The organism is Pseudomonas sp. MS01C9 (genome assembly GCF_058202755.1).
This window is the reverse complement of sequence record NZ_CM177073.1, coordinates 2,482,452-2,501,480: the sequence shown is the minus strand read 5'-3', so window position 1 is coordinate 2,501,480 and position 19,029 is coordinate 2,482,452. Positions and strand designations below refer to the sequence as shown.

17 protein-coding genes are annotated in these 19,029 nt (G+C 61.7%); 7 read left to right on the top strand and 10 right to left on the bottom strand.

Translation table 11 applies throughout. The features are described from left to right. The first annotated feature begins 80 nt into the window (after positions 1 to 80). The 5 genes from AC1M7R_RS11500 to AC1M7R_RS11480 are packed head-to-tail and all read left to right on the top strand — an operon-like array spanning position 81 to position 4,676. Positions 81 to 1,106, top strand: coding sequence for a DUF5924 family protein (locus AC1M7R_RS11500; RefSeq protein ID WP_072398260.1), 1,026 nt, complete (start codon positions 81 to 83; stop codon positions 1,104 to 1,106). A 52-nt stretch (positions 1,107 to 1,158) separates the two neighbouring features. Next, entirely contained in the window at positions 1,159 to 2,307 is a 1,149-nt protein-coding gene (locus AC1M7R_RS11495; protein ID WP_490610411.1) for an ABC transporter permease, read from the top strand. After that, complete coding sequence (locus AC1M7R_RS11490) at positions 2,304 to 3,107, top strand: ABC transporter ATP-binding protein (protein ID WP_072398264.1); 804 nt, start codon at positions 2,304 to 2,306, stop codon at positions 3,105 to 3,107. The genes AC1M7R_RS11495 and AC1M7R_RS11490 overlap by 4 nt, the downstream gene beginning before the upstream one ends. Position 3,108: 1 nt before the next feature. After that, positions 3,109 to 4,047: an MlaD family protein gene (locus AC1M7R_RS11485; protein WP_123595156.1), complete on the top strand. Its 939-nt coding sequence runs from the start codon at positions 3,109 to 3,111 to the stop codon at positions 4,045 to 4,047. After that, positions 4,044 to 4,676: an ABC-type transport auxiliary lipoprotein family protein gene (locus AC1M7R_RS11480; RefSeq protein WP_072431300.1), complete on the top strand. Its 633-nt coding sequence runs from the start codon at positions 4,044 to 4,046 to the stop codon at positions 4,674 to 4,676. Before AC1M7R_RS11485 ends, AC1M7R_RS11480 begins: the two co-directional genes overlap by 4 nt. Before the next feature lie 3 nt (positions 4,677 to 4,679). Here AC1M7R_RS11480 and AC1M7R_RS11475 read toward each other — a convergent pair whose 3' ends face one another. The 5 genes from AC1M7R_RS11475 to AC1M7R_RS11455 form a co-directional block, all read right to left on the bottom strand. Continuing rightward, positions 4,680 to 5,909, bottom strand: coding sequence for a nucleoside recognition domain-containing protein (locus AC1M7R_RS11475; protein ID WP_165888022.1), 1,230 nt, complete (start codon positions 5,907 to 5,909; stop codon positions 4,680 to 4,682). Positions 5,910 to 6,194: 285 nt separating this feature from the next. Further along, positions 6,195 to 7,526: a glutamate/aspartate:proton symporter GltP gene (gene gltP / locus AC1M7R_RS11470; RefSeq protein WP_072398271.1), complete on the bottom strand. Its 1,332-nt coding sequence runs from the start codon at positions 7,524 to 7,526 to the stop codon at positions 6,195 to 6,197. Between the two features lie 704 nt (positions 7,527 to 8,230). Next, positions 8,231 to 8,695, bottom strand: coding sequence for an inhibitor of vertebrate lysozyme family protein (locus tag AC1M7R_RS11465; RefSeq protein ID WP_165888023.1), 465 nt, complete (start codon positions 8,693 to 8,695; stop codon positions 8,231 to 8,233). A 2-nt stretch (positions 8,696 to 8,697) separates the two neighbouring features. Then, positions 8,698 to 8,862, bottom strand: a complete 165-nt coding sequence (locus AC1M7R_RS11460) for a DUF1328 domain-containing protein (RefSeq protein ID WP_003177151.1) — start codon at positions 8,860 to 8,862, stop codon at positions 8,698 to 8,700. Between the two features lie 81 nt (positions 8,863 to 8,943). Continuing rightward, positions 8,944 to 9,231 (bottom strand): hypothetical protein, encoded by a 288-nt coding sequence (locus AC1M7R_RS11455; RefSeq protein WP_165888024.1) that lies wholly within the window; start codon positions 9,229 to 9,231, stop codon positions 8,944 to 8,946. Positions 9,232 to 9,702: 471 nt separating this feature from the next. On the opposite strand from AC1M7R_RS11455, the gene algB reads away from it, so the two are divergent. Together algB and AC1M7R_RS11445 are read left to right on the top strand one after the other, a co-directional pair. Further along, positions 9,703 to 11,049 carry a sigma-54-dependent response regulator transcription factor AlgB gene (algB, locus tag AC1M7R_RS11450; RefSeq protein ID WP_072398276.1) on the top strand — a complete coding sequence of 449 codons (1,347 nt, stop codon included), beginning with the start codon at positions 9,703 to 9,705 and terminating at the stop codon, positions 11,047 to 11,049. Positions 11,050 to 11,059: 10 nt separating this feature from the next. Then, entirely contained in the window at positions 11,060 to 12,850 is a 1,791-nt protein-coding gene (locus AC1M7R_RS11445) for an ATP-binding protein (protein ID WP_092180527.1), read from the top strand. Positions 12,851 to 12,888: 38 nt separating this feature from the next. Here the strand turns inward: AC1M7R_RS11445 and AC1M7R_RS11440 are convergent, their stop codons facing one another. From AC1M7R_RS11440 to AC1M7R_RS11420, 5 genes are all read right to left on the bottom strand, one after another. After that, a complete protein-coding gene (locus tag AC1M7R_RS11440) occupies positions 12,889 to 14,502 on the bottom strand; it encodes an EAL domain-containing protein (protein WP_072398311.1) in 1,614 nt (537 codons plus the stop codon). Positions 14,503 to 14,577: 75 nt separating this feature from the next. Next, the gene (locus tag AC1M7R_RS11435) at positions 14,578 to 15,357 is read right to left on the bottom strand and encodes an N-acetylmuramoyl-L-alanine amidase (protein ID WP_072459525.1); all 780 of its coding nucleotides are present in this window, start codon (positions 15,355 to 15,357) and stop codon (positions 14,578 to 14,580) included. A 102-nt stretch (positions 15,358 to 15,459) separates the two neighbouring features. After that, positions 15,460 to 17,463 (bottom strand): diguanylate cyclase, encoded by a 2,004-nt coding sequence (locus tag AC1M7R_RS11430; protein WP_490610410.1) that lies wholly within the window; start codon positions 17,461 to 17,463, stop codon positions 15,460 to 15,462. Continuing rightward, positions 17,460 to 18,338, bottom strand: a complete 879-nt coding sequence (locus AC1M7R_RS11425; protein ID WP_072398286.1) for an endonuclease/exonuclease/phosphatase family protein — start codon at positions 18,336 to 18,338, stop codon at positions 17,460 to 17,462. Before AC1M7R_RS11425 ends, AC1M7R_RS11430 begins: the two co-directional genes overlap by 4 nt. 16 nt (positions 18,339 to 18,354) lie before the next feature. After that, the gene (locus tag AC1M7R_RS11420) at positions 18,355 to 18,996 is read right to left on the bottom strand and encodes a thiol:disulfide interchange protein DsbA/DsbL (RefSeq protein ID WP_072398287.1); all 642 of its coding nucleotides are present in this window, start codon (positions 18,994 to 18,996) and stop codon (positions 18,355 to 18,357) included. Positions 18,997 to 19,029: the final 33 nt, after the last annotated feature.

Genomic DNA, 19,029 nt, shown 5'->3' with positions numbered 1-19,029 from the left:
TGATCACGAGCCTCGCCATGCCGATGCCCGGACGATACTCTATCGGGGATATTTCCTACGTCTTGATGTGAAACCGCCGAATGCAAAACCTGACTCACTATATCCAGCGCCTTCTTGAACTGATGAAGCGCTACCCGGGGGTCATCGCGCTGGGCGGTTTCGTGTCCGGGATCGGCAGTTTCATGCTGGTGGACCGCCAGCAGGGCCTGGCGAGCTGGATCGCCATCGTGATGTTGGTGAGTTGGCTCTGGCTGATGCTGGAAAACAGCCTGACCCGCCTGTTCACGCGGGTTTTCAAACGGGAAATTCCCCAGCCGCTGTTGCGTTACGCCACGCAGATGATCCACCAGGAAAGCCTGTTCTTCGTCCTGCCGTTTTTCTTCGTCACCACCACCTGGAACAGCAGCCAACTGCTTTTCACCGGCCTGCTCACCGCGGCAGCACTGATTTCCATCATCGACCCGCTGTACTACAAATGGCTGGCGCCCCGGCGCTGGGCCTTCCTGGCGTTGCACACCCTGACGCTGTTCGCCGCCCTGCTCACCGCATTGCCGGTCATCTTGCACCTGACCACCGACCAGAGCTTCAAGCTGGCCCTGGGCACGGCCATGCTGCTGTCGTTTCCCAGCCTCGCTTCGATCTTCCCGATCCGCACCGTGCGCAACGCCCTGGCGATCCTGTGCATCACCCTGGGCATTGGCGCTGCCGGCTGGGTGCTGCGTTCCTGGGTACCGCCCGCGACATTGTGGATGACCGAAGTGGCGATCAGCACTCAGCTGGAAGACCGCACACCCGGCGCCAGCCTCAAGGAAGTCAGCGCCGCCCAGATCCGTGGCAACGGCCTGTACGCCTACACGGCGATCAACGCACCACGCGGGCTCGACGAGCGGATCTATCACGTCTGGCAATTCAACGGCAAGGAAGTCGATCGCATCGCCCTGGACATCCACGGTGGGCGCAAGGAAGGCTATCGCGCCTGGACCCACAAGCAGAACTTCCCGGATGACCCGGCAGGCAAATGGCAGGTGCGGGTGCTCACGGAAAATGGCCAGGTGATCGGTGTGCTGCGTTTCAATGTGAGCGCCGCTGCGCCCGCAGCAAAATAATGACAGTCATGCTATTAGGTAGCGCTGTTCAAACCGAACGAGCATGGAGCTTATGACCCCCAGCCCCTCTATGGGCAGTGCCCGACTCGACACGTCCGGCTCGCCGGCGCAACTGTGGATCAGTGGCGACTGGACCCTGGCCCATTACGCCCAGCTCAAGCGCTTGAGCGAATCGCTGCGCGGCCAGTACGACGAAAACGCCTGGATCGATCTCAACGGCCTCGGCGCCCTCGACACCGCCGGAGCCTCGCTATTGGTGGAGCTGCTGGGTTCGGAAAGGCTGGGCAAGACCGCCGAACACCCGGACTGCAGCCTGCCGGCAGCCGAGCGCGCCCTGCTGCAGACCGTGTATTGCTCGCTGACGGATTTCTGCGTACCGGACAAAGAGCCGAAAGTCAGCGTCGTGACCCAATTGCTGACACGCATCGGACGGGCCGTGGAGAAGGTCTGGCAGGACACCCTGCAGTTGCTCGGCTTTGTCGGCCTGATCCTGGAAACCCTGGCCCGCGGCCTGTTCCACCCACGGCGCTGGCGGATTACCCCAATGGTGGTTCACATCGAGCAGACCGGCCTGGACGCGGCCCCCATCGTGGCCTTGCTGACGTTCCTGGTGGGAGCGGTGGTGGCCTTCCTCGGGGCGACGGTGCTGGCGGATTTCGGCGCCAGTATCTTCACCGTGGACCTGGTGGCGTTCTCGTTTCTGCGTGAATTCGGCGTGTTGCTGACGGCGATCCTCATGGCCGGTCGTACCGCCAGCGCATTCACCGCGCAGATCGGCTCGATGAAGGCCAACGAGGAAATCGACGCCATCAGGACCCTCGGCCTCGATCCTGTCGAGTTGCTGGTGCTGCCCAGGGTGCTGGCCCTCCTGGTGGCGCTGCCCATGCTGACATTCGTGGCCATGCTCGCGGGCATCATTGGCGGCGGCGTGGTGTGCGCCCTGTCCCTGGGCATCTCTCCGGCCATGTTCCTGTCGCTGCTGCAATCGGACATCGGCGTGCAGCACTTCGTGGTGGGCATGGTCAAGGCGCCGATCTTCGCGTTTCTGATCGCTGCCATCGGCTGCCTGGAAGGCTTCAAGGTCAGCGGCAGTGCCGAATCGGTCGGGGCCCACACCACCTCCAGCGTAGTGCAGTCGATTTTCGTGGTGATCGTGCTGGATGCCGTGGCCGCGCTGTTTTTCATGGAGATGAGCTGGTGAGTCGACCTCGTGCTACACCCGCCGACGCGGTGATCCAGGTGCGCGGCCTGTGCAATCGCTTTGGCCGCCAGAGCGTGCATGAAAACCTCGACCTGGACGTCTACAAAGGCGAGATCCTCGCCGTGGTGGGCGGCTCCGGCAGTGGCAAGTCGGTGCTGCTGCGCAGCATCGTCGGCCTGAACCAGCCCAGCGAGGGTTCGGTGCGGGTGTTCGGCCAGGACTTGCCAAGCCTGCCCCCGGCACAACGCTCACGGGTGGAACGACGCTTTGGCGTGCTGTTCCAGAAGGGCGCGCTGTTTTCGTCCCTGACGGTGACAGAGAACGTCGCCCTGCCGCTGATCGAACATGCCGGCCTCAGCCGGGCCGACGCCGAACACTTGGCGGCGGTGAAACTCGCCCTGGCCGGACTGCCGCTCTCGGCCGCGGACAAGTACCCCGCGTCGCTGTCCGGCGGCATGATCAAGCGGGCCGCCCTGGCCCGTGCGCTGGCCCTGGACCCGGACATCCTGTTTCTCGACGAACCCACCGCCGGACTCGACCCCATCGGCGCGGCGGCTTTCGACCAGTTGATCCTGACGCTGCGCGACGCCCTAGGCCTGAGCGTGTTCCTGGTCACCCACGACCTGGACACCCTCTACACCATCACGGATCGAGTAGCGGTGCTGGCCCAGAAAAAAGTCCTGGTGGCTGATGTCATCGACAAGGTGTCGGAAACCGACGATGCCTGGATTCATGAATACTTTCATGGCCCTCGCGGCCGCGCGGCGCTGTCGGCCGCTACACAGTCCAACGAGGTTTGACATGGAAACCCGAGCCCATCATGTGCTGATCGGCCTGTTCACCGTCATTGTGGTGGTCAGCGCCCTGCTGTTCGGCCTCTGGCTGGCCAAGTCCAGCGTGGACAGCGAGTTCAAGGATTACGAAGTGGTGTTCAACGAGGCTGTCAGCGGCTTGTCCCGAGGCAGCTCGGTGGAATACAGCGGCATCAAGGTCGGGGACGTGGTGAACCTGCGCCTGGATCCGAACGATCCGCGCCGGGTGCTGGCGCGAGTGCGCTTGAGCGGTGAAACGCCGATCAAGCAGGACACCCAGGCCAAGCTGGCACTGACGGGCATCACCGGCACCTCGATCATCCAGCTCAGTGGCGGCACGCCCCAGAGCCCGCCATTGACCGGGCACGACGGCGAACCGCCGGTGATCGTCGCCGCGCCCTCACCCATCGCCCGCCTGCTCAATAACAGCGACGACGTGATGACCAACATCAACCTGCTGCTGCACAACGCCAACGAGGTGTTTTCCTCCGACAACGTCCAGCGCCTGAGCAATACCCTGGATCATCTGGAACAAACCACCGGGGTCATTGCCGATCAGCGTGGCGACATTCGCCAGGCCATGCAGCAACTGGCGTCCATCGGCAAACAGGCCAGCGCCACGCTGGAGCAGACCACCGCGCTGATGCGCAACGCCAATGGGCTGCTCAACGACCAGGGCAAACAGGCGTTCGGCAATGCCGGCCAGGCCATGGAGTCCCTGGCTCGCAGCACGGCGACCCTCGACAGACTGCTGGGCGACAACCGCGACGCGCTGAACAACGGCATGCAAGGCCTCAACGCCCTGGCGCCGGCCGTGCGCGAGCTGCGGGAAACCCTGAGTGCCCTGCGCGGTATATCCCGGCGCCTGGACGCCAACCCCAGCGGCTATCTGCTGGGCAATGACAAGGATAAGGAGTTCACGCCATGAAGCCGTTCAATCGATTCGTCTGTCCGGCGCTGGTGCTGACAGCGTTTATCCTGCTGACCGGGTGTTCGATCCTGCCCAAGGCCGAGCCGTCGGACATCTATCGGCTGCCCGCCAGCCAGGCGTCGGCCTCGGCCGGCACGCCGGTGAGCTGGTCGTTGCGCCTGGCCAGCCCGCAGGCCAGCGAAGTGCTCAACAGCCCGAAAATCGCGGTCATTCCCCAGGGCAACCTGTTCAGCAGCTACGCCGCCTCGCGCTGGAGCGATCCCGCCCCGGTGTTGCTGCGCAATCGCTTGCTCGACGGCTTTGCCCAGGACGGACGGGTCAGGCTGCTGAGTGTCGCCGACAGCAACCTGCAGGCAGACCTGGAACTGGGCGGGCAATTGCAGGCGTTCCAGACCGAATACCAGGGCTCGGCCGCCAGCGTGGTGGTTCGCCTGGATGCACTGCTGGTGCGTGGTTTCGACCAGCGCATCCTGGCCAGCCGCCGCTTCGAAGTGCGCCAGCCCTTGAGCGATGTTAAGGTACCGGCGGTGGTGGATGGCTTTGGCCGGGCCAGTGACCGGCTGACCGCCGAGGTGGTGAACTGGACGCTGGAGCAGGGCCAGCGCTTCGCGACCCCGGCGCCCTGAACCTCAGCCAAAGAACCAGTAGCACACGCCGATCGCCCCCAGCACGCCGGCCAGCTCCGCCAGCAGCGCGCACCCCACCGCATGCCGCGCCCGCTGGATGCCCACGGCGCCGAAGTACACCGCCAGCACATAGAAGGTGGTTTCCGTGCTGCCCTGGATGGTGGCTGCCACCAGGGCCGGGAAGCTGTCCACCCCGGAAGTCTTCATGGTTTCGATCAGCATCGCCCGGGCGGCGCTGCCGGAGAAGGGCTTGACCATGGCCGTGGGCAAGGCGTCGACGAAACGCGTGTCCCAACCCGCCCACTGCACCAGGTGCCGGATGCCATCCAGGCCGAAATCCAGCGCGCCCGAAGCCCGCAGCACGCCCACGGCGCAGAGCATGGCCACCAGGTAGGGCAGCAGGCCCTTGGCAACGTCGAACCCTTCCTCGGCACCTTCGACGAACGCTTCGTAGACCTTGACCTTGCGCAGCGCGCCGATCACCAGGAACAGGATGATCAGGCCGAACAACGTCAGGTTACCCAGGATCGATGACAACCCCGCCAAGGCCGTGGCCGAGAGCGTCGCCAGCATGGCCATGAAACCGCCCAGCACCAACGCACCGGGCACCAGGTACGCCAGCACCACCGGGTCCCACAGACGAAGACGCTGCATGAACGCCACCGACAGCAGCCCCACCAGGGTCGAGCAACTGGTGGCGAGCAGGATCGGCAGGAACACCAGGGTCGGGTCCGGCGCGCCTTGCTGGGCGCGGTACATGAAAATCGTCACCGGCAGCAGCGTCAGCGACGACGCGTTGAGCACCAGGAACAGGATCTGGGCATTGCTGGCGATGGTCGGGCTGGGATTGAGGTCCTGCAGGGCACGCATGGCCTTGAGGCCGATGGGGGTGGCGGCGTTATCCAGTCCCAGCCCGTTGGCGGCGAAGTTGAGGGTGATCAGGCCGATCGCCGGATGGCCCGGCGGCACTTCCGGCATCAGGCGCAGGAACAGCGGGCCGAGGGCCTTGGCCAGCCAGTCGACGATGCCGGCCTTTTCGGCGATGCGCAGGAACCCCAGCCAGAGGGTCAGGGTGCCGAACAGCAGGACCATGACCTCCACCGACAGCTTGGCCATGGCAAAGATGCTTTCCACCATGGCCGCGAAGATCCCGGCGTTGCCGCCGACCAGCCACTGCACCAGCGCCGATACGGCCGCCACGATAAAGAAGCCAAGCCACAGGCCATTGAGCATCGGTTAAATCCCCCGGAAGATGCGGCGAATGATAGCGGGGCTGGCAGAAACGACAAACCCCGGATTTTTCCGGGGTTTGCCTGGATGTTGAATGTGCCGTCGCCATCGCGGGCCTTGAAGCCTGATGCCGATCAGTCAACTGGCACACAACCCGCTGGGCTGCGGAGCAGGCCTGAAACCGGACGACGCGCTAGGTCTGGTCAATGACATCGGCAATGGTGGGGCCGCTTGGCGGCCCAGCGGGGGATAAATCCCCTCGTCACAATCCTGGCCTCAAGGCAGGCATCAATGGCTGGAAGGTTCCCCCGCCGGCAGCGGCTCCTTGCTGCGCCAGTGTGGCAGGGAGTTCCAGTAGCGCTGGCCCTTGGCATCGTCGTACATGCCTTCCCAACGAGCGATCACCAACACCGCCAGGGCGTTGCCGATCACGTTCAGCGCGGTACGGGCCATATCCATGATGCGGTCGACACCGGCGATGAAGGCCAGGCCTTCCAACGGTATACCGACACTGCCGAGGGTGGCGAGCAGCACCACGAAGGATACGCCCGGCACACCGGCGATGCCCTTGGAAGTGACCATCAGGGTCAGGACCAATAGCAGTTGCTGGCTGATGGACAGGTCGATGCCATACAGCTGGGCGATGAAGATCGCCGCGATGCTCTGGTAGAGGGTCGAACCATCGAGGTTGAACGAATAACCGGTGGGCACCACGAAGCTGCAGATGGCTTTCGGTGCGCCGTAGGCTTCCATCTTCTCGATCACCCGCGGCAATACCGTTTCGGAGCTGGCGGTGGAGTAGGCCAGCACCAGTTCGTCCTTGAAAATGCGCATCAGCTTGAGCACCGAGAAGCCGAACAGGCGCGCAACCAGGCCCAGTACCACGAAGGCGAAGAAGGCGATGGCGACGTAAACCAGGATCACCAGTTTTGCCAGTGGCAGCAGGGAAGCGAAGCCGAAGTTGGCGACGGTCACCGCGATCAGTGCGAAAACGCCGATCGGCGCGTAGTTCATGATCATGTGGGTGACCTTGAACATGCTTTCCGACACGCCCTGGAACATTTTCACCAGCGGGTCGCGCAGGTCCGGCTGCAGGCTGGAAAGACCGAGGCCGAACAGAACGGAGAAGAAAATGATCGGCAGCATCTCGCCGCGAGCGGCCGCTGCGAAGATGTTCGACGGGATCAGGTTGAGGATGGTCTGGATAAAGGCATGTTCATGCTGGACTTCGGCGGCCGTGGCCTGGTACTTGGAAATGTCCACGGTACCCAGGGTGCTCATGTCGATGCCGCTGCCTGGATGGAAGAAGTTGGCCAGCAGCAGGCCGACAACAATAGCGATGGTGGTGACGACTTCGAAATAGACGATGGTCTTGAAGCCGATACGCCCGAGTTTCTTGGCGTCACCGACCCCGGCAATGCCGACGATCAGGGAGGAAATCACGATCGGGATCACGATCATCTTGATCAGGCGAATGAAGATATCGCCTGCCGGTTGCAACACGTTGCTGATCCACCAGGCCTTTTCGCCACTGAAATGGTTGAGCAGCGCGCCGAGTGCAATCCCGAGCACCAGGCCGATGAGAATCTGCCAGGCGAGGCTTAGTTTTGCCTTCTTCATATCATTACCCTTACTTCGATTGGACACGGACAAAAGCATGGAAGGGACCGCTCATGGCGACACGAATTCGCGCTTTTGCCCCCGTATAAGGTCACCCCGAGCACGCGCTGGCGGCTGACTGGCGGGCGAAAAAAGGCGCAACTATTGCGAGGCGAGGGGGGATCGTCTAATGCCGTAACCGCCTACCCCATGCCGAATCGGCATGAGTTTTTCCAAACAAAACGCGCGTCCCAACCGGTTCGAATGTGCCAATTAGGCAGGCAAAAGCGCCGTGAACCGGCCATTTCAGCGTAGCCTGCGCCTTTTTTAGCGCCAGGAAAACCGCCAGGGCTCAGGCAAATTGTCGCAACGTCATTTAATGAAATAGCGCGAACCTTCTCCGATTAACGGTCAGGTCCGGAAGGGAAAGAGCGCTGGAAGGGCAAAAAACCGCAGGGGATGGGGCACGGCTGGGATAAAAATGACCAGGCGCTCTGGCTCAAGCCTCTTGCGTTGAAAAGCTCTCCGCAGGTTCGCCCAGCCCCAGGGACTTTGCGAACCTGCGTCGCAGCTTTTACCTGACCCGGCCCTTTCGCAGGCACCCCTTGTGCCCGTAGGTCACTCCGACCCTCAATGGTCAGAACGTCCCAGCCCCCTGGTCATGCAACAGCCCTCTTCAGGCTGTGCAGAGGGAAAAGCAAGACTGCTGTTCCCGTTGTCGAAACTCAGTACCAGTTAGGATCCTTCTTGAGTTGCTCCATTAACATTTCCTGCATACCTTCGTCCGGGTTACCCAGGAAACGATAGTCGGCGTGGCGGGTCGGCGATTTGTCGGCAGGCAGTCCGGCGGGTACCTCGACCAGCAAGGCGTAGGCCTCGTCCTTATCGAAACTGAAGGCCACGAACAGGCGCTTGCTGCGACAGGTGGCCTGGGTCTCGCACAGCGGACCGACCAGATACTTGTCGCCGTCTTCTTCGACAGCGTTCATCTGTTCCGAATCGCCGGACAGGTTCATGACCCATTCCGGCAAGCGTTCTTCTTTCTTGACGACCTGCTGCCAGGTCTCGCGGTATTGCGGGTCTGACTCGAGCAACTGGTTGACCCGCATCTGTCCGTCATTGGCAGCCGTTGCCAGGGTGCTGCCGCCCAGGAGCAGGGCGGCTACCCATCCTTTCAACGAGACGCTCATGGTCAGCCTCGACCGCGACGGCCAAAGAAGAAGGAAGCGATGAACATCACCAGGAATACGACAAAGAGAATCTTGGCGATGCCCGTGGCGGTGCCTGCGATACCACCGAAGCCCAGGACGGCGGCGATGATGGCAATGATCAGGAATGTAATAGCCCAGCTCAACATGGTGATTCTCCTTACGCTTTTCTATTTAGTTTGGGTCTGGCGGAGATGGTTCCATGCGCCAAGGACGCAGGGATCATCGAGTTAAAACACCCAGCGTTCCTGGCGCGGCATGTCGGCCACAGGCTGTGCCTGATCGACGTCCATCATGCGCATCGAAGCGGAAGCCTGGGCGACGTTGCCCACGGGGCTGAAATGGGTTTGGGGAACTCTTTGAACCGACACCAGAGGGGCTTCGGGCTGCTGGCTGTAATGCCAGAGAAGCAATTGCTGACCCACCACGAGGGTCACAAGCAAAGCCAGAACAGCCCACAACCCCTGCTGTACGCGCAGGGAAGTGATTGAAAATCGGGCGGCACGTTGACGATTCATCCTGGAATTCCTCCCCACCCCGGGTGGTGATCTGGTTGGGCGTTTGCACGCTACGTTGATCAGACCATTGCAGGCGGCATGCCAGATTTTTTTATAGAAAAAACTCTTTTAAATCATAGAGTTATATTAGTCGCAAAAAGACTGGAGAACGCATCCTGCACGATGCTCCAATCTGCGGTCGTGCGTATTGCACGAATGCCCGCGCCCCTGCCTCTGATATGCAGGCCTTCGTATGCAAGGAAAGTGTCGATCCGGATTCTTTTTGAATTGCCGCTCGCCAATCGATGTCGGAATGGCGTGCCAGACCATTCGACACAGGCACAGGGCAAGAAAGGAGATAAATCAGGCTTTTATAATCCCGCCATCCACAGCGAGGCTGCCGATAGGTAGTATTCGCTCAGAATCGACCATGCAACTTGCCCGATTTTTCTGACACTAACCAACATCATTCATTAAAGGAGCGTAGGAAAAATGGAATCCGCCACTGAGCATCAAGGCCGCATTCTGCTGGTAGACGATGAGTCTGCCATCCTGCGTACCTTCCGCTATTGCCTGGAAGACGAAGGCTATACCGTCGCCACCGCCAGCAGCGCCGCCCAGGCCGACGCCTTGCTGCAACGCCAGGTATTCGACCTGTGCTTTCTCGATCTTCGCCTGGGGGAAGACAATGGACTGGATGTACTGGCCCAGATGCGCATCCAGGCCCCCTGGATGCGGGTGGTGATCGTCACCGCCCACTCGGCGGTCGATACGGCGGTCGATGCGATCCAGGCCGGCGCCGCCGATTATCTCGTCAAGCCCTGCAGCCCGGATCAGTTGCGCCTGGCGACTGCCAAACAGCTGGAAGTACGTCAATTGTCAGCCAGGCTGGAAGCCCTGGAAGGCGAGATGCGCAAGCCCAATGACGGCCTGGACTCCCATAGCCCGGCGATGAAGGTTGTCCTGGAAACCGCCCGCCAGGTCGCCAGCACCGACGCCAACATCCTGATCCTGGGTGAGTCGGGCACTGGTAAGGGCGAGTTGGCCCGGGCCATCCACGGCTGGAGCAAACGTGCGAAGAAGTCCTGCGTCACCATCAACTGCCCTTCGCTGACGGCAGAGCTGATGGAGAGCGAACTGTTCGGCCACAGCCGGGGGGCGTTCACCGGGGCCAGCGAGAGCACCCTGGGACGGGTCAACCAGGCGGATGGAGGCACGCTGTTTCTCGACGAGATCGGCGATTTTCCCCTGACATTGCAGCCCAAGCTGCTGCGTTTCATCCAGGACAAGGAATACGAACGGGTCGGCGATCCGGTGACCCGCCGGGCCGATGTCCGGATACTCGCGGCCACCAACCTCAACCTCGAAGACATGGTGCGCGACGGCCGTTTTCGCGAAGACCTGCTGTATCGCCTGAACGTCATCACGCTGCATCTGCCACCGCTGCGCGAGCGCGCCGAAGATATCCTCACCCTGGCCGATCGTTTTCTGGCGCGCTTCGTCAAGGAGTATGCCCGCCCGGCCCGTGCGTTCAGCGACGAGGCCCGCGAAGCGCTGCTAGGCTATCGCTGGCCTGGCAATATCCGCGAGCTGCGCAACGTGGTGGAACGCGCCAGCATCATTTGCGCCCAGGAAAAGGTGGAAATCAGTCATCTGGGCATGGCCGAACAGCCCGTCAACAACGCGCCGCGCATTGGCGCCGCGCTGAGCCTCGATGAGCTGGAAAAAGCCCACATAGGGGCGGTACTGGCCACGGCCGATACCCTCGACCAAGCGGCCAAGACCCTGGGCATCGACGCGTCAACGCTGTATCGAAAACGCAAGCAGTACAACCTTTGAACGGTAGCTTATGAAACTGGCGATGAAGCTGCGCACCCGACTGTTTCTCAGTATCTCGGCCCTGATCACCGTGGCATTGCTGGGGCTGTTGCTTGGCCTGGTGAGCGTGATGCAAATGGCCAGTACCCAGGAGCGAGCGGTTCGCGACAACTTCGTTCTGCTGGACCTGGGCCTCAAGTTGCGCCAGACCCTCGGTGACCAGTTCATGATCATGCTGGACGAAAAGCCTGATCTGGCAGCGCTGGAAGATTCCAAGCGACATTACTTCGAGCTGCTTGAAGAGGGTATCGCCCACGAACAGAGCCTGGACGATCCGGCGGGCAGCTTCAGCCAGGCCAAGACCGATTATCAGCGTTTTCTCGACTCATTCGCCGCTTTTCGCCAACAATCGGCCCCACTTGTAGGTATCCAGGACCTCACGGACAAGTTCAATGTGCTACGCAACGGCCTCATCGAGGATTATCGACGCGCGCTGAACAATATCGGCAAAGCCCAGGCCGAAGCCCAGGATCGGGCACTGCTCATTGCCGGCCTGCTGGGGCTGGTAGGGCTGGCGGTCCTGATCATCGGCTTCGTTACTGCCCATGGCCTCGCCCGACGTTTCGGCGCGCCGATCGAAGCACTAGCGGCAGCGGCGGATGACATCGGCCAGGGCAACTTCGAGGTAACGCTGCCGGTTTCCTCCGCAGCCGAGTTGAACCTGCTGACGCGACGCTTCGGGATCATGGCCCAGGCACTGCGCGAGCACCAGGCGATGAACGTCGACGAGTTGCTCGCCGGCCAGCAGCGCTTGCAAGCGGTACTGGACAGTATCGATGACGGTTTGCTGATGATTGATCGCCAAGGCCAGTTGGAGCACCTCAATCCGGTGGCCCAACGTCAACTGGGCTGGGATGAGGAACGTCTGGGCCTGGGTCTGGGCGAAGCCCTTGGGCGTCAGGAGCTGGACGAAGAACTGCAGTTGGTCCTGCGGGGCGGAACCCTGGAAAGGGCGCCGGAAGACCTGAGTATCGAAGTGGATGGCGAGTCCCGGCTGCTGACTTACAGCCTTACCCCCGTCAGCCATACCCAGGGGCATATCCTTGGCGCCGTCATGGTGCTGCACGACGTCACCGAACAGCGCGCCTTCGAACGGGTACGCAGCGAATTCGTGCTGCGGGCCTCCCACGAACTGCGCACACCGGTGACAGGCATGCACATGGCGTTTGGCTTGTTACAGGAGCGCGTGCATTTCCCGGAGGACTCCCGCGAAGCGGACTTGCTCAACACCGTCAACGAAGAAATGCAGCGGTTGATGCAACTCATCAATGACTTGCTGAATTTCTCCCGCTACCAGAACGGCCTGCAGAAACTGACATTGGCGCCTTGTTCCATCGAAGACCTGCTGGAAGCGGCGAGGCTGCGGTTTGCCGTCCAGGCCCAGGCCAAGGGCATCGAATTGCTCGTGGCGATCCAGGGTCCGCTACCGCGCCTGCACGCCGATGCCGCGCAACTGGACCGGGTGCTGGATAACCTGATCGACAATGCCATGCGCCATACCGGCGACCATGGCCAGATCCGCCTCCAAGCACGGCGCCACGGCGAGCGGGTGATCATCAGTGTCGAAGACAACGGTGAAGGCATCGCCTACGGCCAGCAAGGCCGGATCTTCGAACCTTTCGTCCAGGTCGGCCGCAAGAAAGGCGGCGCCGGCCTCGGCCTGGCACTGTGCAAGGAGATCGTTCAGCTCCATGGCGGACGCATGGGGGTTTATTCAAGACCCGGGCAGGGCACCCAGTTCTATATGGCGCTGACGGTCTGAAGCCTGGGCTCTGCGCGCCGACAAGTTTCAGACGGGGCCTAGGCCTCATCGTCCAGGCGCCGCCCCAACCGTCGTCGTCCTCGTGTGATCAGCTCGATGAGCTGCACCGCACTGAGGGCATGGGCAAACAGCCAACCCTGGCCGAACGTGACCCCTTCGCTGCTCAGGTAGGAAACCTGGGCCTCATGCTCGATGCCTTCGGCAATCACCTTGAGCTCCAACGCATGGGCCATACGGATGATATGCGGTGCGACACCACTGCTGGCGGCGTCGTGACCGAGTGCATCGATGAACGCCTTGTCGATTTTCAGGCAGTCCACCGGCAGGGTCTGCAAGTAGGCCAGGCTGGAATAACCGGTGCCGAAATCGTCGATCAATACCTGATGGCCCAGATCACGCAGCGATTGCAGGTTATCCCGGGCTACCAGCACATCGATCAGCCCGCGCTCGGTCACCTCGAAGGCAATCTGATGCGCCGACACCCGATGCCGCTCCAACAGGCGTGCGATCACTTCACCGATACGCGGCACCATCACGTCACAGGCCGCCAGGTTCACGGATATATAGAGGTGCGGGTTGGCCCGTAACAGTTGACCCAACTGATCGAACAGTCTTTGCAGCACAAAATCGGTGATTTGCCGGATCTGCCCCGTATCTTCCGCCATCGGAATAAACAGGTCCGGGCTGGTCAAGGTACCGTCGGGTCGGCGCCAACGCAGCAATGCCTCGGCGCCGACACAGTTGCGACTGCGCAGATCGAAAATCGGCTGGTACAGCACCTGCAATTCACCACGCCGGATGGCACCGTGCAGCTCGGCGTCCATGGATTGGCGATGACGAGCCAGGAGAAGGACCTGGAAACCGATCCCCAGACCCAGTACCAGGCTGATGGGCAGCATCCACCAGGCATTGGCCGGTATCTGGAAACCGTCGCGTGGGGCGATCAGTACCAATTGGTATTCAGGGTTGTCGGTCTGCATTCGATAGATCAGCCGGGTGGTCGTCACTTGCAAGGCATTGCGACTTTTTGCGGGCCAGGGCTCCGTCGGTGGCCAGTATTGTTCGGAGCCCAATACGGGAATGGCTCGCTTGCCATTGTCCAGGACCACCAGCAGGCTACTGCCGGACGGCAGGTCGACCACATCGGTCAGATGTCCGCGAGAGGTGGCGACCCGGAAGTTGCCACGACCAAGCATCAACGCAGCGCGGTTCTCGTCGGGTTCGGTGGTGGTGTTGAGCCAATAACTGTAGGTGGGCCCCCAGATATCAGGCGGGCGAGTCACGGACAGGCCGGTTTGACGCGGGCGATTGGAGCAGACGCCGCGATTGTCGATATAAGCCGCCTCATAGACGAAGCGGTAGTTGAAGCTGACCTGCTGCAGCGTCGCGATCATGTCATCATCGCAACCACGCAAGGGCTGCGTCTGCAGATCGTCGAGGCCTTCGCGCAACTGGCCGAACAGCTGTTCCAGTCGCTGCAGGAAGCGCTCGCCTTGAGCATTCATCTGGTCACTTTCACGCTGCTTGACCTGCTGTACCACCACAAACAGGCTTGCGGCCAATAGCAGGGCCGTACTCAGGGCAGCCGCCACCATCGCCAGAAAAAGAGGGCGATGGAGCCAGCTCTGCAGGGCTTCGCGGGTAGCCGTCATCATGGGTAATCCGAAAGTTACCAATGAGTTATAGCTTCTGATTTGACTTTGGGTGTTATCGGCAGACCAGCGTCATTATTTTGTCTGGTTGAGCACCTGCAAAATCGCCGCGCTTTGCGCATCCGGCGTGCCGTCGAACCGGGCTGGTCGATACCGCATCTGGAACGCCGCCAATACATGGCGGGTGGCCACGTCCCATTCACCGGTCTGGGGCGTTGGGTAGCCGAGCCGAGCCAGCTCGGCCTGGAACCAACTGGCACTGGGCAGCTGGGCTGCGAAAAGCACCTGCTGGCGCGCCACGGCCCGTTCATCCGGCCATACTCCCAAGCCTGCCTGGGCCAGGCGCTTCCAGGGAAACAGCGGCCCGGGATCGAGCTTGCGCAGGGGGGCGATGTCACTGTGGCCGATGATGTTGCTCGGGTTGATCGCGTTGCGTCGGGTGATGTCCTTCAGCAGAACGATCAAGGATTGCACCTGGGCTTCGCTGTAGGGGTACCAGAGGCGGCCAGTGGGTGTGTCGACGAAACCCGGATTGACGATCTCGATGCCGATTGAGCTGGAATTGAGCCAGGTCCGCCCCTGCCATTCGCTTTCCCCGGCATGCCAGGCGCGCCGGCTTTCATCCACCAGTTTGTAGATGGTCGCGTTCCTGTCGTCGCCGATCAGGTAATGGGCACTGACCTCGCCATGGGTCAACAGGGCCAGGGAGCGCTCCAGGGAAGCCGAGGTGTAGTGGACCACCACGAACTGCACCCGGTTGTCCTGGTTGGCCGAAGGATGGCTGGTATCCAGCCTCGGGCCGCTGGTGCAACCGCCCAGGGCCAGTAGAAAAGCAATAAGAGGGAAGAATTTCATGGCACAGGGCGTTTACGGGTGGAAAATAATGCAACAGTGTAACGTATCGCCTGGTGATGATCCGATCCGCCTCCGGATATTAAACAAATTGGAACAATTGACTCAGCCCAGCTCCACCCGGTTACGCCCGGCAGTTTTTGCTCGGTAAAGCGCCTGATCGGCTCTTTTGAGCACCTGATCACTGCTTTCTCCCGCCCTGAATGCGGTCAGGCCCATGGAGACCGTAATCGTGACCGGCTCGCCCTTGAAATGGAACGGGCAGGCTTCGATGGCGGCCCGCAGTTTCTCGGCCAGCTTCGCGCCAGCCGCCAACGGTGTGTCCGGCACCATCAGGACGAACTCTTCGCCGCCGAAACGGGCAATGAAGTCGCTGCCACGCAGGCGTTTACGCAACACCGTAGCGATGATTTTCAACACCCTGTCGCCCGCCAGATGGCCATAGTTGTCATTGATGCGCTTGAAGTGATCGAGATCGAGCATGGCCAGCAGCAGGCTGTTGCCTTGCCGTTGCCATTTGGCGACTTCATGCTCGAGACGTTCGCTCCACGCGGCGCGATTGGGCAGCCCGGTGAGGGGATCGATCAGGGCCTTTTGCCGCTGCTCTTCAAGATTCTCGCGGACGACCTGGGCTTCCTGCTCCATGATCGCGACCCGCTCGGCCAGGCTCTTGAGGCGCTCGGAAACTTCCTGCTCGCGCAGGTCCCGTTGCATGCGGTGCTGGTCCATCGTACCGAGCAAGCCTTCGAGATGGTTCTCCAGCACTTGCTTGAGGCCCTCCAGGTCATCGGCTTCCTGCATGCTGCTTTGCAAGCCATCGACCTGCTCGCGAATCTGGGTGTCCATTTCCCTGGAAGCGCAAAGATTGTCGGCATGGCCTTCACTGGCGGCTCGCAGGCTGCTCTGGAATGATTCCAATCGATCATTGAGGCGCTGCAGATAGGCTTCGAATTCATGCTGCCCGCTGTCGGTGATGGCCAGCATGAGCGTGGCGAAATCATCGAGGATCGGTAGCAACTCATACCAGTTCAGGCCATTTCGCAGCCGCTCTCCCATCGCCTCGGCCTGCGGGCGATGACGTTCGGGCAGGGTCAGGTCACCCAGCAGGCCCAACAGTGTGTCTTCGATATGCTTGGCCACTGAGCTGTAGGAAGGCTCCGGCGAATCGGGCAAGGCATAGTGGGAATCTTCCGGATCGACGGGCAACGACTCGACGATTTCCGGCTCATCGGCTCCCGCGGCTGATGGCTGCTGCCCGGCTTCCAGAGGCACCTCGCAGACCAGCTCATCGGGGTTCGACGACGCCGGGGCGGGCACCGGATCTTGCGTCTGGACCGGAGCCGGCGCGACCGGCTCGGTCATCGGATGCGAAACGTCGGCTACAGGGACCGGAGTGGACTCAGGCATCGGCGGGATGAAAGCGGCCGGTTCCACGGTTTCGTCGACGGGCCGTACCGGCTGCGCCGCCAGAGGGACGGGCACGGGCTCCACGGGCGGCGACACCAGCGTCGCTGGCGCAGCCTCGGAGGCGGGTTCGGCGGCGCTCGTGGCAGGCTCATGGGCCTGGGGTGGGGCGTCTTCCTGGCCGTGGCCACCAAACAACCGCTGCAACAGCCCAGGGCGATGAGCTTCAGCGGGAGTCTCCAGCACGCTCAAGGCCTTGCCCTGCAAACCACTCAGTTCACTGAGCAGCAGCGGAATCTCCCGAGCCTGGCCGACTCGTGCCTCCAGGTGTTTGGAAAACTTCTTCAGCGGCCGACTGACTTCCTTCGGCAACGGCAGGCTCTGCAGCTGAGCGACCAGGGCCGTCAGGGCCGTGCTCATCTGTTCGATCCGGGTCTCGCGGCGCTGCTCGGATTCCAGCACGGCCTTTTCCAGGCGCGGCAACAGAGCGGCAAGGGCAGCATCCATCTCATCGGTGCGTACCACTTCGCGCATTTCTTTCATGCATTGATCGACAGCCCTGTCCGTGCCCTCAGCGGCCAGGGTGCTGCGCACCAGGCCACGACGCAAGAGGTCGAGCCGGGCATTCCAGCGTCGTTCGAGCTTCTCCTGCTGTTCGATGCTCCTGAGGTACTTCTCTCTCCAGCGTTCGGCGTCGTCGCTCATTCATCGGATCCGCAAGGGGCAGGACTCAGCGCAGGGAAGGCATCGGCCGTGAGCGAACCCGGCAGACGAATTTCAACCGCGACCGGCAGGTGATCGGAAATGGGTTGAGCCAACACTTCGAACCGTTCGAGGGCCAACGTGGGGCTCAGCAGGATATGGTCCAGGCAGCGCTGAGGGCGCCAACTGGGGAACGTGGCTTCCAGTTGCGGGGCGAGGAGGCCAAGGTCGCGCAGGGGGGAGGTCTGCAGCAGGTCATTGGCATGGGTATTCATGTCGCCCATCAGTACCTGATGCTTGTAGCCACTGATCAACTCACGAATGTAGGCCAATTGCATCGTTCGGGTCCGAGCCCCGAGGGCCAGGTGCATCATCACCACCACCAGCGCCTCCGGACCTTCACCGAAACGCGCCAGGATCGCCCCGCGCCCCTTGGGCCCCGGTAGCGGATGATCTTCGATGGCCCAGGGCCGCAGGCGACTCAACACACCGTTGCTGTGTTGGCCGAGACGACCGAGATTGCGATTGAGTTGCTGGTACCAATAAGGAAAGGCGCCCAGTTGAGCGAGGTGTTCGACCTGATTGACGTAGCCGGAGCGCAGGCTACCGCCGTCGGCCTCCTGCAGGGCCACCAGGTCGAAATCCTTGAGCAGCTCACCGATCTTCTGCAGGTTGTCGGCCCGTCCGGTGTGAGGCAGCAAATGCTGCCAGCCCCGGGTCAGGTAGTGCCGGTAGCGCTCGGTGCTGATGCCCACCTGGATATTGAAGCTGAGCAGCCGCAGACGATTGTCAGCGGGCAGGCCCGTAGACGCGATGTGATGCTCGTTGACCCGCGGCTCATGCAGGCCAACGATGCGTTCGGTGCTCCAGCGGGCCATGGGGGTGGGGCCGCGCTTAGTTGGCGGCAGCCTTGGTGGCCGCTCGCTCTTTGGCGATCAGTTGGTCGGCCAGTTGAAGTGCTTGTTCGGCACCGCCAGCGGAGCCGATATCAAAGCGGTACTTGCCGTTGACGATCATGGTCGGTACGCCGGTGATCTCGTACTTCTTCGCCAGATCCTTGGCCTTGACGATCTGACCCTTGATGGCGAATGAATTGAAGGTCGCCAGGAACTTGTCCTTGTCGACGCCTTGTGTGGCAAGGAACTCGGCCATTTCCTCAGGATTGGTCAGGCGCTTTTTTTCATTCTGGATCGCGTTGAACACTGCGGCGTGAACCTTGTGCTCGACGCCCATGGATTCCAGGGTCAGGAACATCTGGCCGTGGGCATCCCAGGGGCCGCCGAACATGGCAGGGATACGCACGAAGTTGACGTCAGACGGCAGTTTCTCGACCCATGGGTTGATCACCGGTTCGAAAGCGTAGCAATGCGGGCAGCCATACCAGAACAGCTCCACCACTTCGATCTTGCCAGGCGCCGCCACCGGAACGGGGTTGGCCAGTTCGACATAAGGTGCGGCTGGCTTTTCAGCCGCTTGGGCAGTCATGCCGAACAGGCTGGCGACGACGAGCGCGGCGCTGATGATCAGATTACGCATGCTTTACTCCTGGACAATAAGTGGCCTCGCGAG

Bases quoted from the DNA above. Each gene is read 5' to 3' on its own strand.
- algB (WP_072398276.1), top strand. From the start codon at position 9,703: ATGGAATCCGCCACTGAGCATCAAGGCCGCATTCTGCTGGTAGACGAT.
- AC1M7R_RS11495 (WP_490610411.1), top strand. From the start codon at position 1,159: ATGACCCCCAGCCCCTCTATGGGCAGTGCCCGACTCGACACGTCCGGC.
- AC1M7R_RS11480 (WP_072431300.1), top strand. From the start codon at position 4,044: ATGAAGCCGTTCAATCGATTCGTCTGTCCGGCGCTGGTGCTGACAGCG.
- AC1M7R_RS11465 (WP_165888023.1), bottom strand. From the start codon at position 8,695: ATGAGCGTCTCGTTGAAAGGATGGGTAGCCGCCCTGCTCCTGGGCGGC.
- AC1M7R_RS11425 (WP_072398286.1), bottom strand. From the start codon at position 18,338: ATGGCCCGCTGGAGCACCGAACGCATCGTTGGCCTGCATGAGCCGCGG.
- AC1M7R_RS11420 (WP_072398287.1), bottom strand. From the start codon at position 18,996: ATGCGTAATCTGATCATCAGCGCCGCGCTCGTCGTCGCCAGCCTGTTC.
- AC1M7R_RS11475 (WP_165888022.1), bottom strand. From the start codon at position 5,909: ATGCTCAATGGCCTGTGGCTTGGCTTCTTTATCGTGGCGGCCGTATCG.
- AC1M7R_RS11485 (WP_123595156.1), top strand. From the start codon at position 3,109: ATGGAAACCCGAGCCCATCATGTGCTGATCGGCCTGTTCACCGTCATT.
- AC1M7R_RS11445 (WP_092180527.1), top strand. From the start codon at position 11,060: ATGAAACTGGCGATGAAGCTGCGCACCCGACTGTTTCTCAGTATCTCG.
- AC1M7R_RS11440 (WP_072398311.1), bottom strand. From the start codon at position 14,502: ATGACGGCTACCCGCGAAGCCCTGCAGAGCTGGCTCCATCGCCCTCTT.
- AC1M7R_RS11455 (WP_165888024.1), bottom strand. From the start codon at position 9,231: ATGAATCGTCAACGTGCCGCCCGATTTTCAATCACTTCCCTGCGCGTA.
- AC1M7R_RS11500 (WP_072398260.1), top strand. From the start codon at position 81: ATGCAAAACCTGACTCACTATATCCAGCGCCTTCTTGAACTGATGAAG.
- AC1M7R_RS11435 (WP_072459525.1), bottom strand. From the start codon at position 15,357: ATGAAATTCTTCCCTCTTATTGCTTTTCTACTGGCCCTGGGCGGTTGC.
- AC1M7R_RS11430 (WP_490610410.1), bottom strand. From the start codon at position 17,463: ATGAGCGACGACGCCGAACGCTGGAGAGAGAAGTACCTCAGGAGCATC.
- AC1M7R_RS11460 (WP_003177151.1), bottom strand. From the start codon at position 8,862: ATGTTGAGCTGGGCTATTACATTCCTGATCATTGCCATCATCGCCGCC.
- gltP (WP_072398271.1), bottom strand. From the start codon at position 7,526: ATGAAGAAGGCAAAACTAAGCCTCGCCTGGCAGATTCTCATCGGCCTG.